The sequence below is a fragment of the Paracoccus sp. MBLB3053 genome (assembly GCF_031822435.1).
Taxonomy (GTDB): domain Bacteria; phylum Pseudomonadota; class Alphaproteobacteria; order Rhodobacterales; family Rhodobacteraceae; genus Paracoccus; species Paracoccus aurantius.
On record NZ_JAVQLW010000001.1, the window covers coordinates 2,148,060 to 2,168,434 of the forward strand.

Annotated in this window: 18 protein-coding genes; 9 read left to right on the forward strand and 9 right to left on the reverse strand. The window is 63.5% G+C overall.

The features are described from left to right. Positions 1-2: 2 nt before the first annotated feature. The gene (locus tag RGQ15_RS10740) at positions 3-1,637 is read right to left on the reverse strand and encodes an SARP family transcriptional regulator (RefSeq protein ID WP_311160213.1); all 1,635 of its coding nucleotides are present in this window, start codon (positions 1,635-1,637) and stop codon (positions 3-5) included. Between the two features lie 89 nt (positions 1,638-1,726). On the opposite strand from RGQ15_RS10740, the gene RGQ15_RS10745 reads away from it, so the two are divergent. The 5 genes from RGQ15_RS10745 (at position 1,727) to purN (ending at position 6,507) form a co-directional block, all read left to right on the forward strand. Then, positions 1,727-2,839 (forward strand): phosphatase PAP2 family protein, encoded by a 1,113-nt coding sequence (locus RGQ15_RS10745; protein WP_311160214.1) that lies wholly within the window; start codon positions 1,727-1,729, stop codon positions 2,837-2,839. A gap of 17 nt (positions 2,840-2,856) precedes the next feature. Beyond that, the gene (locus RGQ15_RS10750; protein WP_311160215.1) at positions 2,857-3,045 is read left to right on the forward strand and encodes a hypothetical protein; all 189 of its coding nucleotides are present in this window, start codon (positions 2,857-2,859) and stop codon (positions 3,043-3,045) included. Beyond that, a complete protein-coding gene (locus tag RGQ15_RS10755) occupies positions 3,042-4,766 on the forward strand; it encodes a S8/S53 family peptidase (protein ID WP_311160216.1) in 1,725 nt (574 codons plus the stop codon). The genes RGQ15_RS10750 and RGQ15_RS10755 overlap by 4 nt, the downstream gene beginning before the upstream one ends. Before the next feature lie 101 nt (positions 4,767-4,867). Then, positions 4,868-5,914: a phosphoribosylformylglycinamidine cyclo-ligase gene (gene purM, locus RGQ15_RS10760; RefSeq protein WP_311160217.1), complete on the forward strand. Its 1,047-nt coding sequence runs from the start codon at positions 4,868-4,870 to the stop codon at positions 5,912-5,914. Beyond that, positions 5,911-6,507, forward strand: coding sequence for a phosphoribosylglycinamide formyltransferase (gene purN, locus RGQ15_RS10765; RefSeq protein WP_311160219.1), 597 nt, complete (start codon positions 5,911-5,913; stop codon positions 6,505-6,507). The genes purM and purN overlap by 4 nt, the downstream gene beginning before the upstream one ends. Positions 6,508-6,623: 116 nt before the next feature. Here purN and RGQ15_RS10770 read toward each other — a convergent pair whose 3' ends face one another. The 6 genes from RGQ15_RS10770 to RGQ15_RS10795 form a co-directional block, all read right to left on the reverse strand. Next, complete coding sequence (locus RGQ15_RS10770) at positions 6,624-7,964, reverse strand: branched-chain amino acid ABC transporter permease (protein WP_311160220.1); 1,341 nt, start codon at positions 7,962-7,964, stop codon at positions 6,624-6,626. A gap of 14 nt (positions 7,965-7,978) precedes the next feature. Continuing rightward, on the reverse strand, positions 7,979-8,980 hold the full coding sequence (locus RGQ15_RS10775) for a branched-chain amino acid ABC transporter permease (RefSeq protein ID WP_311160221.1): 1,002 nt from the start codon (positions 8,978-8,980) through the stop codon (positions 7,979-7,981). A gap of 1 nt (position 8,981) precedes the next feature. Continuing rightward, positions 8,982-9,692 (reverse strand): ABC transporter ATP-binding protein, encoded by a 711-nt coding sequence (locus RGQ15_RS10780; protein WP_311160222.1) that lies wholly within the window; start codon positions 9,690-9,692, stop codon positions 8,982-8,984. Further along, positions 9,689-10,570: an ABC transporter ATP-binding protein gene (locus RGQ15_RS10785; RefSeq protein ID WP_311160223.1), complete on the reverse strand. Its 882-nt coding sequence runs from the start codon at positions 10,568-10,570 to the stop codon at positions 9,689-9,691. Before RGQ15_RS10785 ends, RGQ15_RS10780 begins: the two co-directional genes overlap by 4 nt. 110 nt (positions 10,571-10,680) lie before the next feature. Next, positions 10,681-11,865: an ABC transporter substrate-binding protein gene (locus tag RGQ15_RS10790; RefSeq protein WP_311160224.1), complete on the reverse strand. Its 1,185-nt coding sequence runs from the start codon at positions 11,863-11,865 to the stop codon at positions 10,681-10,683. A gap of 133 nt (positions 11,866-11,998) precedes the next feature. Continuing rightward, on the reverse strand, positions 11,999-13,003 hold the full coding sequence (locus RGQ15_RS10795) for a GlxA family transcriptional regulator (RefSeq protein ID WP_311160225.1): 1,005 nt from the start codon (positions 13,001-13,003) through the stop codon (positions 11,999-12,001). A 117-nt stretch (positions 13,004-13,120) separates the two neighbouring features. Here RGQ15_RS10795 and RGQ15_RS10800 point away from each other — a divergent pair, with 117 nt between their 5' ends. After that, on the forward strand, positions 13,121-14,521 hold the full coding sequence (locus RGQ15_RS10800; protein WP_311160226.1) for a class II 3-deoxy-7-phosphoheptulonate synthase: 1,401 nt from the start codon (positions 13,121-13,123) through the stop codon (positions 14,519-14,521). Positions 14,522-15,598: 1,077 nt separating this feature from the next. On the opposite strand, the gene RGQ15_RS10805 is transcribed toward RGQ15_RS10800, so the two are convergent. Beyond that, the gene (locus RGQ15_RS10805; RefSeq protein WP_311160227.1) at positions 15,599-16,393 is read right to left on the reverse strand and encodes a PAS domain-containing protein; all 795 of its coding nucleotides are present in this window, start codon (positions 16,391-16,393) and stop codon (positions 15,599-15,601) included. 198 nt (positions 16,394-16,591) lie between these two features. Between RGQ15_RS10805 and gmk the strand changes: the two genes are divergently transcribed. The 3 genes from gmk to RGQ15_RS10820 are packed head-to-tail and all read left to right on the forward strand — an operon-like array spanning position 16,592 to position 18,800. Further along, a complete protein-coding gene (gene gmk / locus RGQ15_RS10810; protein ID WP_311160228.1) occupies positions 16,592-17,224 on the forward strand; it encodes a guanylate kinase in 633 nt (210 codons plus the stop codon). Beyond that, the gene (locus tag RGQ15_RS10815) at positions 17,221-17,748 is read left to right on the forward strand and encodes a gamma carbonic anhydrase family protein (RefSeq protein ID WP_311160229.1); all 528 of its coding nucleotides are present in this window, start codon (positions 17,221-17,223) and stop codon (positions 17,746-17,748) included. The genes gmk and RGQ15_RS10815 overlap by 4 nt, the downstream gene beginning before the upstream one ends. Beyond that, a complete protein-coding gene (locus tag RGQ15_RS10820; protein WP_311160230.1) occupies positions 17,745-18,800 on the forward strand; it encodes a sensor histidine kinase in 1,056 nt (351 codons plus the stop codon). The genes RGQ15_RS10815 and RGQ15_RS10820 overlap by 4 nt, the downstream gene beginning before the upstream one ends. Before the next feature lie 65 nt (positions 18,801-18,865). Here RGQ15_RS10820 and purF read toward each other — a convergent pair whose 3' ends face one another. Continuing rightward, positions 18,866-20,362: an amidophosphoribosyltransferase gene (gene purF, locus RGQ15_RS10825; protein WP_311161077.1), complete on the reverse strand. Its 1,497-nt coding sequence runs from the start codon at positions 20,360-20,362 to the stop codon at positions 18,866-18,868. Between the last annotated feature and the right edge of the window lie 13 nt (positions 20,363-20,375).

Here is a 20,375-nt window from a genome sequence, read left to right on the forward strand (position 1 = left end):
GATCAAAGCCCCGAGCGGGTGATCCCCATGAGATTCGCCATCCTGAGCGTCGATACGGGATATTCCGGCGCGGCCATCAGTTCGAGACTGAAATCGGGCTCGATCAGGCGCAGCCGGCGCAGCGCATCAGCGGCGCCCACCTCGTCACCGCGACGATAGCGCAGGGCGGCAAGAAAGCGCAGGGAAGGCCGGTTGTCCGCAGCAAAGGCGTAGGCGGCTGCAGCGCTGTTCTCGGCATCGCCGAAACGTCCAAGGCGGATCTGCACCACCGAACGCCGCATCAGCCAGCAGGCCGGTCCCAGCTCGGCCAATGCGCCGCGCGCGCCCCGGTCCGCCGCCTCCAGCGCCTCGAGGTCGCGCCCGACATCGGTAAGGGCCTGCGACAGCGCATGGCAGGCCATTTCGTTATCGGGATCGGCCCTGCATGCGGCATTCGCAATTTCCAGTGCCCCGATCGCATCACGTCGCCAGGAAGCGGAAAGCGAGGCGACTGCCAGAACCACGGGATTGTTGGGGGCAAGCTCGCGCGCCTGTCGGGCAAAGGACTCTGCTTCGTCCGAGCAAGCCACCGGATCTTCTGTCAGCCGCTCGATGATCAATGTGTTGCGCAGGTAGGAGCGGAGGGCAAGGCTCACGGCATTCTCCTGCCCGGGGGGCAGAGAAGCAAGGACCTCATCCGCCGCTTCAAGGCGATCGCGCGAGTAACTGAAGACATCCCAGATCGGAAACGTGGTCCAGTTCGGCGAGGAAGTGCGGCGCGCCCGATCCAGAAGCGCCACGGTGATCTGTGCGATCGCATGGCGCATCGTGGCGGTTTCATCGGTGGCACGGATGGTGAACCGCCGTGTCCAGCCGCGCGCGCCCGACGCGATGTCGCGCATGACGACCATCAGCGAACAATCTTCGCCGGTGCTGTAGCACATCGCGCCAATTCTGGTGCCAGTCGCCGGTCCTGCGATCTCGATCTCGTCCGCAAGCATGGCCGGGATCATCTCGCAGGCACGGGATGCTGCCTCGTTGATGACCATCTCGCCGATGACATGGGCACGCGGTTCGTTCGTCTCCACGGGGTCAAGCGCGACGATGTAATGGGGCTGCGCCGAAGCGCTGGGCAGCGTCGGGGCATCTCCGAAAAGCGCCTGCCGGATGGATTGCGGGGCAGGACGAGCCGGCACAGGCTCGGGCGGAGGGGAAAGCTCGAGTGCTGTCGGGCCGTAATTGTCTGGCGTCAGGCGAAGACGCATGTCTCTGAGCCAGCTTTCGAACTCGGGGTCGGGAATGTCGATATCGGCGGCGAATTCGATCGGTGTTCCGCCTGCATCGTAGACGGGGGTCAGGTCGATGCGCACCTGTTCGGGATCAAGCCCGACCCATCCGACGCCTGTCAGGACGATGTCGCGCATTTCGCCCAGGCTCGTGCGCAATTCGCGCAGCATCTGACGCAGGCTGTCCGACCCCTGCTGCTTGCTGCGGTCGCTCCACAACAGGTCCTGCAAACGAGCCCGGTTCAACCTCAGATCGGGTGCGGTGCCCAGCAAGGCCAAAGCTCCACGTGCCTTCTGGCTACGGGGCGTCAGATCATCCCCGTCGGGCCCACGGACGCGGATCGATCCCATCAGACTCAGTACGGTCGTCATCGCGATTCGCATTATTCCCGGACATAAGGCTTAATATTCTAATGATCTGAAGAGATTCGACAACTTGCTCAACAGGAGTTGGATACGCTGTGGCCTTAACCAACGCACATAATGCACATAACGCGCACAATGCGCATAACGCTCACAACGCGCATGGTGTCGGTAGCTCGGTGATTGCCGAAGAAACCCTGTCCACAGCGCTCATCATCGCGAGGGAGGGAATCGCCGAAGCCGACCCGCCCCCGCCATCGAAGCCGGAGGCGGTCACGCTTGAACCCCTGAAACGGTTGCGGCGGATCGAGCCGCAATTCGCTCAGGCGATCCTGCTTTTCGACATGCTCGAGACGCTGACGGTCACTCCGCCACCGACCGACAAGCAGGCAAAGAAGACGAAGGTCGAGGCCAAGCTGGAAAAACGGAACACTCCGCTTCTGACCATCGACCTGCCTTCAGATGACAACTTCGCAGAAGAGCTCAAGCTGGTCCTTGGTTATGCGGATCTGAGACCGGAGCGACTGGCCGAGATTACAGTCCAGACAGTTGAGCTCGATTCGTTTTTCCTTTCGATCCTGCCGCTGAAGCCCCGGCGGGCGCCGGTCACCGAGATGCTGATGACCATGGTGGCCGATCTTGCCACCTCGGTCGTGCAATGCGTGAAACTGAACTTCGCGATGCCTCGGGCGGAAATGTTCAGCGACCAGGTCCAGCCCATGATCCCGACGCCTCTGCACGGAAGCTACCCCAGCGGACATGCGACGCAGGCATTCGCCTTGGCCATGCTTCTGGCGATCCTGACGCGAAAGGACCCCGACAAGCCGGTGGAGATCCATCCGGATAGTCAGCTTTTCCGCATGGCAGCGCGAATCGCGATCAACCGGACGGTGGCAGGCGTCCACTTCCCGATCGACAGTGTCGCCGGAGCGGTTTTGGGGATCACACTTGCGCGCTGGGTGGCAAGTCGGGCCGGAGTGACGGGCGAGCCCTGTCCCGCCCTGACCCTGCATGCCAACCGCTGGGGGGAAACCGCCCCGAACGGGAGCAGGGATTTCTATCTGGCGCGGCTCTGCGAGGTGATGAACAAGAAGAAAGGAAAGCAGGACCCCTGCCTGACGATCGGCGATCCGGTCACCGCACCGGTATCGAACATGCTTCGGGAATGCTGGGCCGAGGCCGGTAAGGAGTGGCGTAATCGATGGATCTAGATCGCAAGACTGATCGCATGCCGCGATTCGAGCTTGAGTCGGGTGAACCGGATCGGCTGCCCTCTGAGGTCTTGCCGATGACCGATTTCATGCTGAGCCCGCCCTGCGGTTGCGGCGGAGGGGCAGGGGAAAGCCGTCGTTCCTCTCGGACCGGGGACATTGCCGAGGCGCTGGGCAGGCTTTTCCGCTCGGCTTACGGGCCATGAACGGGGTGGACGATCTCGCGCTGGGCGCGAATTTTCATGACGAGGTCTGCAAGCTCCTGCCCGAGCTTGTCTCGTCTGAGGAAGAGTTCCCTTCGCGGCACGCTCTTTCGGATCACCTGTTGTCGCCTCAGACCCTGCCGCCAGACCCCGAACGATGTGCGATCACCGCTGTGATCGACCATGCCATCCCGTTCGCGCATCGGTTGCTGACGACCACGGGCGGATTCAGTCGCGTCGCCAGCATCTGGTTGCAGGAAACCCCCGTGACGAGGCGCCGCGACGACATTCCCTTCGGGCAGGAGTTCCGCGGCGCAGAGCTCGACAGGCTGCGGGGGGCGGGCACCGCGCATGTGCTGGACGAGGATTCTCTTTACCGCGAACTGGGCCTGCTGAACCCGGCCGGCAGGAATCGATGGCTGATGCGGGCAAAGACGCATGGTGCAGCTGTGATCGGCACGGCTGCGGGTTATCGGCCTGCAGACCCGAACGGACTCCAGCACCCGGTCATTGCCGTGGGCCTGCCCGATCGGGCGCTGGCGGACACGTCGGGTGCGGCCATGCCGCTGCTTCTTGAAACCGCGATTGCCTTCATCATCAGCCGTGCGAGGTTGCTCGCCAGGGAAATGAGCGCGAATGGAAAGAAGGTGCGCCCGCCTGTCGTGATCAATATCTCGCTGGGGATCACCGCTGGGCCAAGGGACGGCCATTCCCGTCTCGAACGTCTCCAGGACATGCTGTCTCGCGGGCCCGTGCCCGATCTCGGACCGGTGCGCTTTGTTCTGGCTGCGGGGAACACGCGGGCGCAGACGCTTCTGGGCGTGCTCGAGCCCGGGCAATCGATCGGCTGGCGACTTCCGCCCGACGATCGCACGCCCAGCGAGGTGCAGATCTGGTCGGCTGCCCTCAAGGCCGGAAGTCCGGCGATCAGCCTCGAGGTGACCCTGCCGGACGGGCGAATGGTCGCGTCGGATTTCGTCCCGCCGAAACACAAGGGTACCCAGATCGCGCGCATCTGCGACCCCGACGGCGGTGAACTGGCCCGCCTTGTCCTGCAGGCAGTGCCTCGCGGGTCGAAGCTGCGCCAATGCCTCTCCATCATCGCTCCACCGACCGTGGCCGAAAAGTCGGGCGTCGCGCTTGCCCCGGCCGGCACTTGGCGGCTGAGGCTCCGTGGCGTCACGCCCGGTCCCTGCGACATGGTCGTGCAGCGGGACGATCGGCTGATCGGTTTCCCACGCGCGGGAAGGCAGTCCTATCTGGTCGAGAAGGGCTATTCGCCCAGGAAGAAGAACGGCCAGTGGAAGGGGCCGGACCCCACGCCCGCGAAGACGCTGATCCGACGCAACGGCACCTGCAACGCCTATGCCTGGGGAAGCGAGCAGCTTCGCTGCGGCGCGGTCTATCTGCAGCGGCATCGCTTGCCGGGCTATGCGAGCCTCTTGCAGGACGGGACGGGCGGCGATGTGCTTGCGCCCTCGGATCGTGGACCGGCCTTGCCGGGCATGCTTGCACCGGGCACCCGTGGTGCCAGCATGCAGGCACTGAGCGGCACGAGCATCTCTGCCCCGCGCCTGACGCGCTGGATATCGCGCCGCTTCGCCGCAGGAGAGCGCTTTGCCGATCGCGCAGCGCTGATTGCCGCCGCCAAGGCTGCGCATCCATCGGAATCTGGCACACCGAAGGTCGAACCCGACCTGCCCTGGCCGCATTTCGACGATTAGGCAGACTGCGAAAAGGTGCAATTCGCCCTTGCAGCGCAGCGGATCATTGCCTGTACGGCCCGGCTGCGCTATCGGGGCGCAAAGCAAAGGGGACCCCGCACATGACCGAGCGCAAATCTGGCCTGTCCTATGCCGAAGCCGGAGTGGATATCGATGCAGGCAATGCGCTTGTCGAGCGCATCAAACCCGCAGCCGCCGCAACCAAGCGGTCTGGCGTGATGGATGGGTTGGGCGGCTTCGGCGCGCTCTTCGATCCGCGCGCAGCCGGTTACCAGGACCCGGTCCTGGTCGCTGCGACTGATGGCGTGGGCACCAAGCTGCGCATCGGGATCGACACGGGCGAGTTGGACGGGCTGGGCATCGACCTTGTCGCCATGTGCGTGAACGACCTGGTCTGCCAAGGCGCAGAGCCGCTGTTCTTCCTTGACTATTTCGCCACCGGCAAGCTGTCGGTCGATGAGGCCACCCGCGTTATCAATGGCATCGCCGAGGGCTGCCGCCGTTCGGGCGCGGCGCTGATCGGGGGCGAAACGGCCGAGATGCCCGGCATGTATGCCAAGGGTGATTTCGACCTCGCCGGTTTCGCGGTGGGCGCAATGGAACGGGGGGCCGCCCTGCCGGCAGGTGTCGCGGATGGCGATGTCCTGTTGGGGCTCGCCTCGGATGGCGTCCATTCCAACGGTTTCTCGCTGGTGCGCAAGGTCGCAGAGCACGCAGGGCTTGACTGGAATTCGGATGCGCCCTTCGGCACGGGCACGCTGGGGCAGGCGCTGCTTGTTCCGACGCGGCTTTACGTGAAGCCGGTTCTGGCCGCGATCCGCGCGGGCGGCGTCCATGCCGCGGCCCATATCACCGGCGGCGGCATCACCGAGAACCTGCCTCGCGTTCTGCCCAAAGGTCTGGGCGCCGAGATCGATCTGGACAGCTTCAGCCTGCCGCCGGTCTTCGACTGGCTGGCCGAAGCCGGCAATATCGCCGAGGCCGAAATGCTCAAGACCTTCAACTCGGGCATTGGCATGATCCTTTCGGTCGAGGCGGGGCATGCCGAGGCTATCGAATCCCTGCTGAAATCCGAGGGTGAAACCGTCTATCGCCTTGGCCAGGTCGTGCCGGGAGAGGGTGTGCGCTACAGCGGCAAGCTGCGGTGAAACGCGTCGCGATCCTGATTTCGGGCGGTGGCTCGAACATGATCAAGCTGGTCGAGTCGATGACCGGCGAGCATGCCGGCCGTGCTGTGGTTGTCGGCTCGAATGATCCTGATGCGGGTGGGCTTGCCAAGGCGGCCGCGATGGGCGTGCCGACATTTGCGGTAGATCACCGCGCCTACAAGGGGGATCGCGCCGCCTTCGAGGCCGCGCTGCTGGAGCCGCTGCTGGCGGCAGAGCCGGAGATCCTTTGCCTTGCGGGCTTCATGCGCATCCTGACGCCGGAATTCGTTTCGCGCTTCGAAGGGCGGATGCTGAACATCCACCCTTCGCTTCTGCCGAAATATCCGGGGCTTCATACCCATCAGCGCGCCATCGAGGCGGGCGATGCCGAAGCGGGGGCCTCGGTTCATCTGGTCACGCCGGAGCTGGATGCCGGTCCGATCCTGGGGCAGGCACGCGTTCCCGTCCTGCCCGACGACACGGCCGAGACGCTGGCCGCGCGTGTTCTGGTGCAGGAGCACCGGCTTTATCCCGAGGTTTTGCGGCGCTTCGTCCGAGGCGACCAGACACCGGTCCGGCTGACGGCAGCGTGAGAAAAGGGGCCCTAGGGCCCCTTTTTCGTAGGTGACGGACACTTTCGGAAGGACGCCGGTTCCGCCCCATCGAGGGGCGCAACCGGCGCGGGGGGCCATGCCCCCGATCCGGGCCCCTACTTTTCCGGGACGAGCCCGCGCGGCGCGAAGCGCAAGACCAGCAGTAGCACCAGACCCATCGCGACGAAGCGCATGTGCGGGGCGCTTTCCAGCAGGTGTTGGCGCAAGCTTCCGGCAGGCAGGGGGGCGGTCACCAGGTTCATGAGCTGCGGCCCCCAGACCTCGGCCTTGATCCACAGGAACCAGATCAGCAACGCGCCCAGGACCGAGCCCCAATTATTGCCCGACCCACCGACGATCACCATGACCCAGATGAGGAAGGTGTATCGCAGCGGGTTGAAACCGCCCGGCGACAGCAGGCCGTCGAACGTGACCATCATCGCGCCGGCAAGCCCGATCACGGCCGAACCCAGCACGAAGATCTGCAGATGCCGCGCCTTGACGTTCTTGCCCATGGCAGAGGCCGCGGTTTCGTTGTCGCGGATCGCGCGCATCATCCGGCCCCAGGGGGATTTCAGGGCAAGTTCCGCAAGGAGGATCAGCGCCAGAAGGACGATCCCGAATAGCCCGGCATAGAGCAGCTTCACCCAGATCGCGGAGGCGGTCGACGCGTCCATCCCCCAATCGGCCGCCTTCGCGACAAAGCCCGGATCGTTCTGCAGGTCGAGCTCATAGGGCACGGGCCGGGGAATGCCCGACATGTTCTTGACGCCGCGGGCCAGCCATTCTTCGTTGCGAAGAACCGCCACGATGATTTCGCCGATGCCGAGCGTGGCGATCGCGAGGTAATCCGATCGCAATCCCAGTGCGACCTTGCCGACCCCCCATGCGGCCGCGGCCGCGAAGAGGGCGCCCACAGGCCAGGACAGCAGGACTGGCCAGCCGAGTCCGCCGATATTGCCGGCCGAGGCGGAATTATTCGCCTCGATCGCCATGACGGCAGGATCAAAAAGGTAGCGGTAGAGCACGAAACCCAGAAGCAGCACCAGCGGCATCAGGAGAAAGCTCAGCGGCGCCTTGACACGTTTCCAGACCTGGCTGGCCAGCGCCAGCGTGCCAAGCCCCACGGCCAGTGCCAAAAGGACGCGTGGCCCGCCGGCTGCCCAGGCGCCTTCGACCGGCGCGGTGGCGACAAGGACGGGCCCGAGTGCCCCGAGTGCAAGAAAACCGACCACACCGGCATTGAAGAGCCCGGCATAGCCCCATTGCATGTTCACGCCCAAGGTCATGATGGCCGAGATCAGGCCCATGTTGAGTATCGTGAGCGCCGAGTTCCAGCTGCCCGAGAAGAGCGCGTTTCGCGTCGTCCCCTCCAGCACGAAAAGGGCCATGACCAGCAGAAAGATCAGCGGGGCGCGCAACGGGCTGGACGCATCGGCCTGACGAGTGTTCGACATTTTTCGGCCCCCTCTTAGTAGGCTTTGCCGCGGAACAGGCCGGTTGGCCTGAACAGCAGGACGACGATCAGGATGACGAAGCTGACCGCGAACTTGTATTCGGTGGAGAGAAGCTGCAGCAGCCCTTCGGGCTGGAAGCCCAGATAGGTCGCGATCTTCTTCCAGGGATAAGTTACCGCGACCTCGGAAAAGGCGACGATGAAGCCACCCGCGACCGCGCCCAGCGGATTGCCCAGCCCGCCCACGATCGCTGCGGCAAAGATCGGCAGCAGGATCTGGAAATAGTTGAAGGCCTTGAAGCTTTTGTCGAGCCCGTAAAGCGTGCCCGCAGTCACTGCCAGCGCGGTCGCGATGATCCATGTCAGCCGGACGATCCGCTCGGGGTCGATCCCCGAGAGCAGCGCCAGATCCTCGTTATCGGCATAGGCGCGCATCGCCTTGCCGGACCGCGAACGGCTGAGGAAACGGAACAGCGCCCAGCAGCTCAGGAATGTCACGACAAGCGTGATGACCTGGCTGACACGCAGCGACAAGCCTTCGGCGAGGCCGGACCATGCCTTGAAGTCCTGTACGCTTATCAGGAAACGCGCGCCGTCGTCGAAGCGGATATCATCCACCCCGATTACGAGGCGGGTGAGGCCGTTCATCAGGAACATGACCCCGACCGATGCCATCACCAGGATGATCGGCTCGGATCGCTTCTGGCGATAGAAACGGTAAACGACCCGGTCCGTGCCCAGAACGAAGACCGAGCAGAGCGCGATGCCGATCGGCAGCGCGAGGAGCGCGGTGGGCAGAGGACCAAGGCTGATGCCCATGGCCTGCAGCCCCCAGGTCACGAGGATGACCAATGCGGTGCCGAAGGCCATCGTATCGCCATGGGCGAAGTTCGAAAAGCGCAGGATGCCGTAGATCAGGGTCACCCCGAGCGCACCCAGCGCGAGTTGCGCCCCATAGGATGCCGCGGGGATCACCACGAAGTTCAGGATGGCCACAATGGCGTTCAGGATGTCCATGTCAGCCCCCAAGGAACGTGCGGCGGACCTCGGGATCGGCCAGCAATGCCCGACCGGTGTCGGTATAGCGGTTTGCGCCCTGCACGAGAACATAGCCGATATCGGCGATCTCGAGCGCCTGGCGCGCGTTCTGTTCCACCATCAGGATCGAAATGCCGGTGCGGGCGACCTCGATGATGCGGTCGAAGAGTTCGTCCATGACGATGGGCGAAACACCCGCGGTGGGCTCGTCCAGCATCAGAAGACGCGGTTTCGTCATCAGGGCGCGGCCGACGGCGACCTGCTGTCGCTGTCCGCCCGACAGCTCGCCCGCATTCTGCTTGCGCTTGTCGGCGACGGCGGGGAACAGGTGATAGACCTGCTCCATGGTCTCGCGGTAATCATCCTCGCGGATGAAGGCACCCATCTCGAGGTTTTCCTCGACCGTCATGGTCGGGAAGATGTTGTGGGTTTGCGGGACGAAGCCCATGCCCTTGTGGACGCGCTCTTGCGGTGTCAGCCGGGAAATGTCCTGGCCGCCCAGAAGGACTTCGCCTTCGCGCAGGTCCAGCATGCCGAAGACGGCCTTCATCGCGGTCGACTTTCCCGCCCCGTTCGGCCCGACGATCACGGCGATCTGGCCCTGATCGACGGTCAGCGTGCAGCCGTTCAGGATGTCGGCCTTGCCATAGCCGCCACGCATCGCGCTTGCGGAAAGATAGGGTTGGCTCATCCGATGTCTCCCGCCGGCTTGCCATCGCCGCCCTGGCCCGCTTCCGAACCCATTCCGGGCTGGGCGCCATGGCTTTCGCCGAAACTCGCTTCCTCGGCCAGTTCGGCGGCGACCTTGTTCTTGAGACCGGTGCCCAGATAGGCCTCGATCACGGCCTCATTCTGCATGATGCTGTCTGCCGAACCCTGGGCCAGGACCTTGCCTTGGGCCATGACGATCACCGGATCGCAAAGGCGGCCGATGAAATCCATGTCGTGTTCGATGACGCAGAAGGTGTAGCCGCGTTCCTTGTTCAGGCGCACGATGGCATCTCCGATGGTGCCCAGCAGCGTGCGGTTCACGCCGGCGCCCACCTCGTCGAGGAAGACGATCTTGGCATCGACCATCATCGTGCGGCCCAGCTCGAGAAGCTTTTTCTGGCCGCCCGAGAGATTGCCCGCTTTTTCGTCCGCGACATGCGAGATCGTCAGGAACTCAAGAACCTCATCGGCCTTCTTGCGCAGCGCACGTTCTTCCTCGCGGATACGCCCGCGACGGAGCCACGTGTTAAGCAGTGTTTCGCCGGCCTGGGCGCCCGGAACCATCATCAGGTTTTCCCGCACCGTCATCGACGAGAACTCATGCGCAAGCTGGAACGTGCGCAAAAGGCCCTTATGGAACAGCTCATGCGGGGCGAGCCCGGAGATGTCTTCGCCATCCATCACCACCCGGCCCGAAGTGGGCGGCAGGACACCGGCGATCACATTGAAAAGTGTTGATTTTCCTGCGCCGTTCGGCCCAATCAGGCCGGTGATCGAGCCGGTCTCGATCGTGAGGCTCGCGCCGTCCACGGCACGGAATCCCCCGAAGTGTCGGTGCAGGTCATGGACCTGAATCATGGTACTCCCCAGACCTCGCAATTTGCGCGAAGTAGCCCCTTTAAGGGCATGTTATAATTATCGAAAAGGCCCGGAAAAATCCGGGCCCCCCGTAGTCTTTCGCCGATGACTCAGCGGTAGCTGACAACGTTCAGTTGACCGCCCTTGAAATCGACCTCGCGGTAGACACCGGCGCTTTCGCCCGGCTCGACCAGTTCGACCGAGGTTGCGCCGACATAATCGACATCTTGCCCGGCGGCAATCAATTCCAGCGCCTTGCCCAGTTCGCCCGGGTAGATCTTTTCGCCCGGAGCGTTCGCGACTTCCATGACCTTGTCCTTGTAGGCCTTGGGGTCCGAAGACTTGGCGGCCTGCATCGACAGCATGATCAGCGCGGCCGAGTCATAGGATTCGCCGGCATAGGCCGATGTTCCGTCAAAACCGGCTGCCGTGGCAAGCTCAGCGAATTTTTGGTTGCCTTCACCTTCGGCCGAGGGGTTCTGGCCGAAAGAGGTTTCAAGCGCGGTGCCGAACTTTTCGACCAGCGTGTTGTTGACCATGCCGTCGGGCAGAACGAAGGTTTCGAAGGCGCCCGTATCCAGCGCACCCTGGATCACGCCCGAACCACCCTGATCGGCATAGCCGGCGACAACCAATGCGTCTCCACCTGCGGCCGCGAGCGCGGCGACTTCGGCCGAGTAATCCGCCTTGCCGTCGTCATGAGCGGCCACGATCGTCACCGAGCCGCCCTTTTCCTTGTAGGAATTGGCGAAGCTGTCCGCGAGACCCTTGCCGTAGTCGTTGTTCGTATAGGTCACTGCAACGCTGTTGATGCCCTTTTCCAGCACGATATCGGCCATGACTTCGCCTTGACGCGCATCCGAAGGTGCGGTCCGGAAGAAGAAGCCCTTGTCGTCGATGGAGGAAAGCGCAGGTGAGGTGGCCGACGGCGAGATCATGACGATGCCGTTCGGCACGCCGACCTTTTCAAGCGAGGCGATGGTTTCGCCCGAGCACATGCCGCCCATGATGCCCTTGACGCCTTCGGCGCTGACAAGACGTTCGACCGCGGCAACCGAAGCCGCGGCATCGACGCAGGTGTTATCCGCAACGACAGGCACGATCGTCGAGCCGTCCAGAAGCTTGCCGCTGTCCGACACTTCCTTCATGGCGAGTTCGGCACCCTTTTGCATCGCCGGCGAGATGGATTCCAGCGGCCCTGTCAGGCCCAGCGAGATACCCAGCTTGATATCTTCGGCTCCTGCAGCCCCGGCGAACATGGCACCGGCAACGCTGGCCAGAAGAAGCTTTTTCATTTTCAGACTCCCTGAATGGAACATTGTCCTGGCGGCAAGCTATCTGGGGAGCCGACAAAAGAAAAGTGCGCGAGATTGCAAACTGCCGGTCAAAAGCGTCAAAAAGTCAGGGATGACCGAAAGGAAATGGCGATCAGCTGGGGGTTTCGCCGGTGCCACGTTGTCGATAGGGGGTGCTGCCATAGGTCGCGCGGTAGCATTTCGAGAAATGCGAAGCAGAGGCGAAGCCGCTGGCCAGCGCAATTTCCATCACGCTCATCTGCGTCTGCATCAGCAGGTTGCGCGCGCGTTCGAGCCGCAGTTCCATATAGTAGCGCTTGGGCGAGCGCCCGACATAGCGCGCAAAGAGTCGCTCAAGCTGGCGCGGTGACATGTTCGCGTCCTGGGCCAGCCTCGCGGGGCTGATCGGGTCCTCGATATTTGCCTCCATGCGGGCGACCACTTGGGCAAGACGCGGGTGCCGGGCACCGATCCGGGTGGTGATCGAAAGACGCTGGTGATCGTCTTCCGAGCGGATCGAGGTATGGATCATCTGATCTGCGACCCGATTGGCCAATTCGTTCCCGTGGTCGCGCGCGATCTGGCGCAGCATGAGATCGATTGCGGCGGTGCCGCCGGCCGCGGTGATCCGATTGTCGTCCTCGACGAAGACTGTCCGGATCAGCGTCACGTCGGGATATTCCTCGGCGAAGCCGTCCTGATTTTCCCAATGAATGGTCGCGCGTCTGCCGTCCAGAAGCCCAGCTTGCGCAAGGACCCAGGCCCCGGTGCAAAGCGCCCCGATCCGGGTTCCCCGTCGTGCTTCGCGACGCAACCAGGCGAGCACAGGGCGCGTCGCCGCCCTGGATGCATCAAGCCCACCGCAGACCAGAATCGTGTCTCCGCGCTGTGTTTCGATCAGTCCGCCATCCAGCGCTATCCGTGTTCCGTTCGAGCAGCTCGCGAAATCCGCCTGCTCGCCAATGACCCGCCATTCGTAGAGATGCTGACATGAAAGCCGGTTCGCAAGCCGCAGCGGCTCAATCGCAGCGGCGAAAGAAATCAGCGTAAACCGTTCGAGCAAAAGGAAATAATAGCGCTGAGAGCGCATGACGGGCAGGCTGGTGCGCGATGAAATGGCTGGGTTCGTGTCTGGCATGAAGGCGCGTGTCCGGAATCAGCGGCAAAAGAGCAAGCGCCGCAGGTGTGCGCAAGGCTTTTCCTCGGTCCATCGACGCATTATACCGCACTCACCGTTTCTTAGGAGGACAGGATAATGGCAAAGCATCAAACCGGTTCCGCGACCCAGGCTTGGGACAAGCGTGGCTGGCGCGCCTATCCGCGCATCCAGATGCCCGATTATCCTGACAGCCCCGCTCTGCAGTCCGTCGAGGCGCAGCTGGCGCAGATGCCACCACTTGTCTTTGCCGGCGAGGCGCGTCGGCTCAAGGCATCGCTGGCGGAAGTCGGCGCCGGGCGTTCCTTCCTGCTGCAGGGTGGGGACTGCGCCGAGAGCTTTTCCGAATTCTCGGCCGACAATATCCGCGATACCTTCAAGGTGATGCTGCAGATGGCGATCGTGCTGACCTGGGGCGCGCAACTGCCCGTGGTCAAGGTCGGCCGCATGGCCGGGCAATTCGCCAAGCCGCGCTCGGCCCCGACCGAGAAAATCGGTGACGCGGAACTGCCGAGCTATCGCGGCGACATCATCAACGGCTTCGATTTCACACCCGAGGCCCGCATCCCCGATCCGCAGCGCATGCTGTCGGCCTATACGCAGGCCGCGGCTTCGCTCAACCTCCTGCGCGCCTTTTCGACCGGTGGTTACGCGGACATGCACCGGGTGCAAAGCTGGATCAGCGACTTCACCGGCGGCGAGGAAGCTGCGCGTTACCGCGATATCGCCGATCGCATCAGCGACGCGATGGCCTTCATGGCGGCTGCGGGCGTCACTTCCGAAACCGCCCACGGGCTCGGCACCGTCGACTTCTACACCAGTCACGAAGCGCTGCTTCTGGAATATGAAGAAGCCCTGTGCCGGATCGATTCGACCACGGGTCTGCCGGTGGCGGGGTCGGGTCACATGATCTGGATCGGCGATCGCACCCGTCAGATCGATGGCGCGCATGTCGAATTCGCGCGCGGCGTTCAGAACCCGATCGGGCTGAAATGCGGCCCCTCGATTTCGGACAGCGATCTCAAGACGCTGATTGCGAAGCTGAACCCCGAGAACGAGCCAGGCCGACTGACGCTGATTGCCCGCTTTGGGGCCGGTTCGGTCGGGGAGCATCTGCCGCGCCTGGTCAAGGCTGTCCAGTCCGAAGGGGCTAATGTCGTCTGGTCCTGCGATCCGATGCACGGAAACACGATCAAGTCGGCTTCGGGCTACAAGACGCGGCCCTTCGATTCGGTCCTGCGCGAGGTTCGCGAGTTCTTCGCCGTTCACCGCGCCGAGGGTACCATTCCCGGCGGTGTGCATTTCGAGATGACCGGTAAGGACGTGACCGAATGCACCGGCGGCGTCCGCGCCGTCACCGATGAGGACCTGTCGAGCCGCTATCACACGGCATGCGATCCGCGCCTGAACGCCAGCCAGTCGCTGGAACTGGCCTTCCTCGTGGCCGAAGAGCTTCGCAACCGCCGTGTCGCGGGCTTGCGTCACGACCTGGCAAGCTGACCGTCTGAACTGCGCGTCATTACCCAAGGGGCCGGGGTCAGCATGACCCCGGCCCTTTCTTGATGGCACGATCCCTGTGCCCATCCGGGCGAGAGTGAGGCGACGCTGCACAGCACTTCCCTGGCCAGGAACGCTCCCGCCATTCGATTTCGTCGATGGGCTGGCCGACGCGCAGCTGTCCGATGAAAAGCCAGACGAAGAACAGCGAATGGCACATGGGCGAGCTTTCCGATCTCGGGCCAGGACATCAAGGTTTCGTTCCCGTCGAGAACGGCCCGAAGACCGACGGCAGTGCCAGCGCCCTCGCAAGGCGCGGCGGGGCATTCCACCATGTCCGGGGCTCTCTGCCCGGCAAGGAAGACATGCCTCCACCGAGGTCTTTTTTTCATCTGAAACTGTCCATGCAGGGGGCGGCGTTGACCGGACGTCAAGCGCAAAGGGCATGCCCCATGCGGCAGGCTTGAAGACATTTCCGTCTGCCGTCTTCGACCATCTGGCGGCCGACCGTGAGACCTCAGGGGCCTTGTATTCTGCCGCAGGTGGCGAGTCGGAGAAAACCTTCGGCCGAAGCCCAGGGCACCGAGCGAGCTGCCGCCAACATCGGTTCCCGAGATGCATTCGGGGACCCACTTGGCCTTCTGGTCTCGGCTGCCGAATTCTCAGCCAATCGACGCTGCGCTGACAATTGCACTGACCCGGAGGCCCTTTGCGGGGCAAAGTTCTTTGATGATCCAGACGATTGATCGTGCACGCAGAGGAACGTCGCAGGGCGCAACTTCCCTGAGATCCCGAGGCAGCATGGGAACGCTTTGAAATGGTCGTGGCCCAGCTTCCGATCCGTCATCATGCCGAGGGCGATGCCGGGGTATCGAACCCGTCCAGCCGAATGGCTCGGCTGGCGCGCCCGACTTCCGTGCCGGCGGGCGAGAGGCGGCCATGCCTTGCGCTGCCATCTTGAGGCGATCGGGACAAGTCGGACACATCCTGAGATCTGATGAGTGTCAGCGTCGCGTCCGCCATCGCGATACATCGTTGGGGCGCATGCGGCGGCCGGCCTCTCGTATGTGACCATATTCCTCAGCTGTGGATATGCGTTTGTGGCGTCGTGTCGTTCCGGCTGACCACCCGGAACCGCGCCCGCCTTTCCGCGGGCGAGGCAGGCTCCTGCGGCGTGGGCGCGGGCTGCGGCTGCGCGTCCTTCCGAGCCGAAAGTGGCTGCCAACGCGAACTCGCGGAAACCGGGTGCACCGTCGAGGCAGAGGGCTCGACGACCATTGCACCCGGGATCAGGGGAATGACCTGATCGCCGACCAGATCAAAGCGTCGCGGAGATTGGCCGATTTCCCCCTCGGCGACCAGGCAACCCAGGGCGCGGCTCACGTCGCCCAGATCCGAGCGCAGCGGCAAGATGATCATCTTGCCGCCAAGCGCGGGGCGTCCATAGCTGGCCACGGAGACCAGCGAGATTTCGGCAATTTGGGGCCCCTTGAACACGCTTTCGAGCACATCTGACAGGCGACCGCGCGAGCTTGTGTTGAGGAAGGCGCAGATGGGCATGCCGCGCACCTCCATCCCCATCAGGTCGTTCAGGTGTCGCCCCGCCAGCCGAAAACGCGCGGCCCCCGGGGCAATGCGTTCAAGGATGAAGGCATGTTCGATGGCGCGACGAATGCCACTGGGATCGATATCTGCGCGGGCAGGAATTGCACGCCCTTCGCGCAGACCGTTCCAATAGCTGCGCATCTCGGAAATGATCCTGTCGGCCTGGATCGGCCCGTAATCCGACAGATGCAGAAGCTTGCCCTTGCCGTTGCCCTGTTCGCACAACCGGCCCTTGGCGTCGAAACCGCCCTCCGTGACATTTTCGGACATTCTTTGACCAACCCAACCGCTGAAACATTTGAACTACGAGCCCGATTCTAACGCCTGTTCCGCATTGTTTCCGAGCGATTTCTTCACCAATGGTTAAAATCGACCAGCCCTCCGCGCGGGCCTTGACCATCATGCCCGGCCTGCGTCATTCAGGCGCCTCGAATGAGAATGCAAATAAGAAAAAGGAGATCAGACGAGATGGAACGCAGCGGGCTTCTGGTCATCCTTTCATCGCCGTCGGGTGCGGGAAAATCGACCCTCGCGCGCCGGCTCATGGAATGGGACCCGACCTTGCGCTTCTCGGTTTCTGCGACGACGCGCAAGGCGCGTCCCGGCGAGGTCGAGGGCGAACATTACTATTTTCGGGACCGCGAGGAATTTCGCGCCATGGTCGATGCAGGCAATATGCTCGAACATGCCGAGGTTTTCGGCAATCTCTATGGCACACCGCGCGAACCCGTCGAAGAGGCGATGCGGGCTGGGCGCGACACGCTTTTCGACGTGGACTGGCAAGGTGGTCAGCAGATCCGGGCATCCGCGCTTGGCGCGCATGTCATCTCGATCTTCGTTCTGCCGCCAAGTCTTGCCGAGCTTGAGCGTCGGCTCGTCTCGCGTGGACAGGATGCCCCCGAGATCATTGCCGGACGCATGCAGAAAAGCCGGGATGAAATCAGCCATTGGGCCGAGTACGACTATGTCATCATCAACGAGAATATCGACCAGAGTACCGAGGCCCTGAAGACGATCCTGACAGCCGAGCGCCTGCGGCGCGCCCGCCAAGTCGGTCTGGGTCCCTTCGTGCGCCGCCTGATGGAGGAAGAGGGACGATGAACTGGGAACTGGACGGGGCCGGACCACAACTGGCCGAGGATGCCTGGGTGGCACCCGATGCGCAGCTGATTGGCAAGGTGGTCCTCGAGGAAGGCGCGAGTGTCTGGTTCGGATCGGTCCTGCGCGGCGATAACGAAGAGATCCGGGTCGGCCGCAATTCGAATATCCAGGAACTGACCGTGTGCCACACCGATATGGGCCACCCGCTGACCATCGGCGCCGATTGCACCATCGGCCATCGCGCGATGCTGCATGGCTGCACCATCGAGGATGGCGTGCTGATCGGGATGGGCGCGATCATCCTTAACGGGGCGCGGATCGGTGCCGGCTCGCTGATCGGCGCGGGAGCGCTTGTGACCGAGGGCAAGGAGATCCCTCCCGGCTCGCTGGTGATGGGCTCCCCCGGACGGATCGTTCGCATGCTTGACGACGACGCGAAGGCAAAGATCCTGAAATCCGCCGAAGGCTACCGCCGCAATGCGGCCCGCTTTCGCGCAGGGCTGAAGCCGGTGACGCAAGAATGACCGCAAACGATCTGCGCCGCACGCTCGCGGCGGTTCCAATTCCCATGCTCGTCGCCGATGCCGAAACGCGCATGCTGGCGGCGAATGATGCAGCCGAGGTGCTTCTGGGGCCGATCGAGGCGACCCGTCCCTTTGTCACGGTGCTGCGCCATCCGGAAGTGAACACGGCGGTCGAAACGGTATTGGCGGGCGGGGACGACCGGATCAGGCTCAACGCCACGATTCGGACGCGTGAGGGTGAGATGCTGTCGGAAGTGACGGTCAGCGCGCTGACCGTGGGCCGCGCCCGCGCCGCCGCCGTCTCGATCGAGGATCGCTCGGGACATGAGGAGACCGAGTTGATGCGGCGCGATTTCGTCGCCAATGTCAGCCATGAGTTGCGCACGCCCCTGACCGCCCTCATGGGCTTCATCGAGACATTGCGCGGGCCGGCAAAAAACGACCCCGTCGCGCATGACCGATTTCTTGCGATCATGGAGCGGGAAGCTGGCCGGATGAACCGGCTGATCGGGGAGCTTCTGTCGCTGAGCCGTGTCGAGCAGGAGGAGCGTCGCCGTCCTCTCGAGCGGGTGGAACTTGCCGCGCTTCTGCGGGCGGCGATCACGACGCTCAGCCCGGCAGCCGATGCGGCGGGCGTCAGCCTCGAGCAATTCGGAACAGATCAGCAGGTGACCGTTCCCGGTGATTCCGATCAGCTGGTGCAGGTCTTTCACAACCTGATCGAGAATGCGCTGAAATATGGCGGTGGCGGGGGGCTTGTCAGCGTCAGCCTGGAGCGCATCGAGCATGAGCCGGTTCTGCGCGGTCCGGCCTGGGCGGTCACGGTTGCGGATCGCGGCGAGGGCATCGAGGCGCGGCACCTGCCCAGGCTGACGGAACGGTTCTACCGCGTGGATTCGCACCGCTCGCGCGAACAGGGCGGAACCGGGCTGGGCCTTGCGATCGTCAAGCATATCGTCAATCGCCACCGTGGCAGGATGAAGATCGAAAGCAAGCGCGGCGAGGGCAGCCGCTTTATCGTGCTCTTGCCGGAAAGTGCCGGTCGCAGCTGAGAAAGCAAAAAAGGCGGGGGCATCGAGCCCCCGCCTTTTTTCGGGGAATGCTCCCCGAGCGAGCCCTATTCGGCCGCGTGGCCGGTGATGTTCGAGGTTTCGGAATCGGGCTTCATGCGGAAGCCGCGCTCGAGCTGGTCGAAGGGCGCGACCGGATAATCCCCCGAGAAGCAGGCATCGCAATATTGCGGGCAGGATGTGTTCCGGCCCTGCGCCTCGCCGACTGCGCGGTAGAGGCCGTCGAGAGAGACGAATGCGAGACTGTCCACGCCGATCCATTCGCGCATTTCTTCGACCGACATCTGCGCGGCCAGGAGTTTCTCACGGTCGGGCGTATCGACGCCGTAGAAGCAGGGCCAGGAGGTCGGCGGCGAGGCGATCCGGAAATGCACTTCGGCGGCGCCGGCATCAAGGATCATGTCCTTGATCTTGCGCGATGTGGTGCCGCGCACGACCGAGTCGTCGACCAGGACGACCCGCTTGCCCTTGACCAGCGCGCGGTTGACGTTGAGCTTGAGGCGCACGCCCATATTGCGGATCTGCTCGGTCGGCTCGATGAAGGTCCGGCCCATATACTGGTTGCGGATGATCCCCATGCCGAAGGGAATGCCGCTTTCATGCGCGAAGCCGATCGCGGCCGGGGTGCCGCTGTCCGGCACGGCGCAGACCAGATCTGCCTCGACCGGGGCTTCGCGGGCCAGTTCCACGCCGATCTGGCGGCGGGTCTCATAGACCGAGCGGCCCTTGATGATCGAATCCGGGCGCGAGAAATAGACATGCTCGAAGATGCAGAAGCGGCCGGTCGAAGGTCCGAAGGGGCGCGAGCTTTCGATTTCGCCCTTGGAAATCACGACCATCTCGCCAGGTTCGATTTCACGAACGAACTCGGCGCCGATAATGTCGAGGCCGCAGGTTTCCGACGACAGTGCATAGCCCTCGTCGCCGATCTTGCCGAGGACCAACGGGCGGACCCCCAAGGGATCGCGCACGCCGACCAGCTTGGTGCGGGTCATGGCGACGACGCTGAACGCACCTTCGACGCGGCGCAACGCATCCTTCATCCGCTCGGGGATGTTGCGTTGGATCGAACGTGCCATCAGGTGGATGATGCATTCGCTGTCCGAGCTGGACTGGAAGATCGAGCCACGCTCGATCAGTTCCTTGCGCAGGGCCATCGCGTTGGTGATGTTGCCGTTATGGGCGACGGCACAACCGCCCATCGAGAAGTCGCCGAAGAAGGGCTGCACGTCGCGGATCGCGGTCGCGGCCTTGGTGCCGGCGGTCGAATAGCGGACATGGCCGATGGCGAGCGACCCGGGCAGGGTCTCCATCAGGCTTTGTTTCGTGAAATTGTCACGAACATATCCAAAGCGATGGGCGCTGTTGAAGCCCTGTTCGGCGTCATGCGAGATGATGCCGCCCGCTTCCTGGCCGCGATGCTGCAAGGCATGGAGCCCGAGGGCGACGAAGTTGGCCGCATCCGTGACACCGATTACACCGAAAACACCGCATTCTTCATGCAGTCGATCGGAATCGAAGGGATGGGCGAGGAATGGCTGCATCATCACCGGCTCA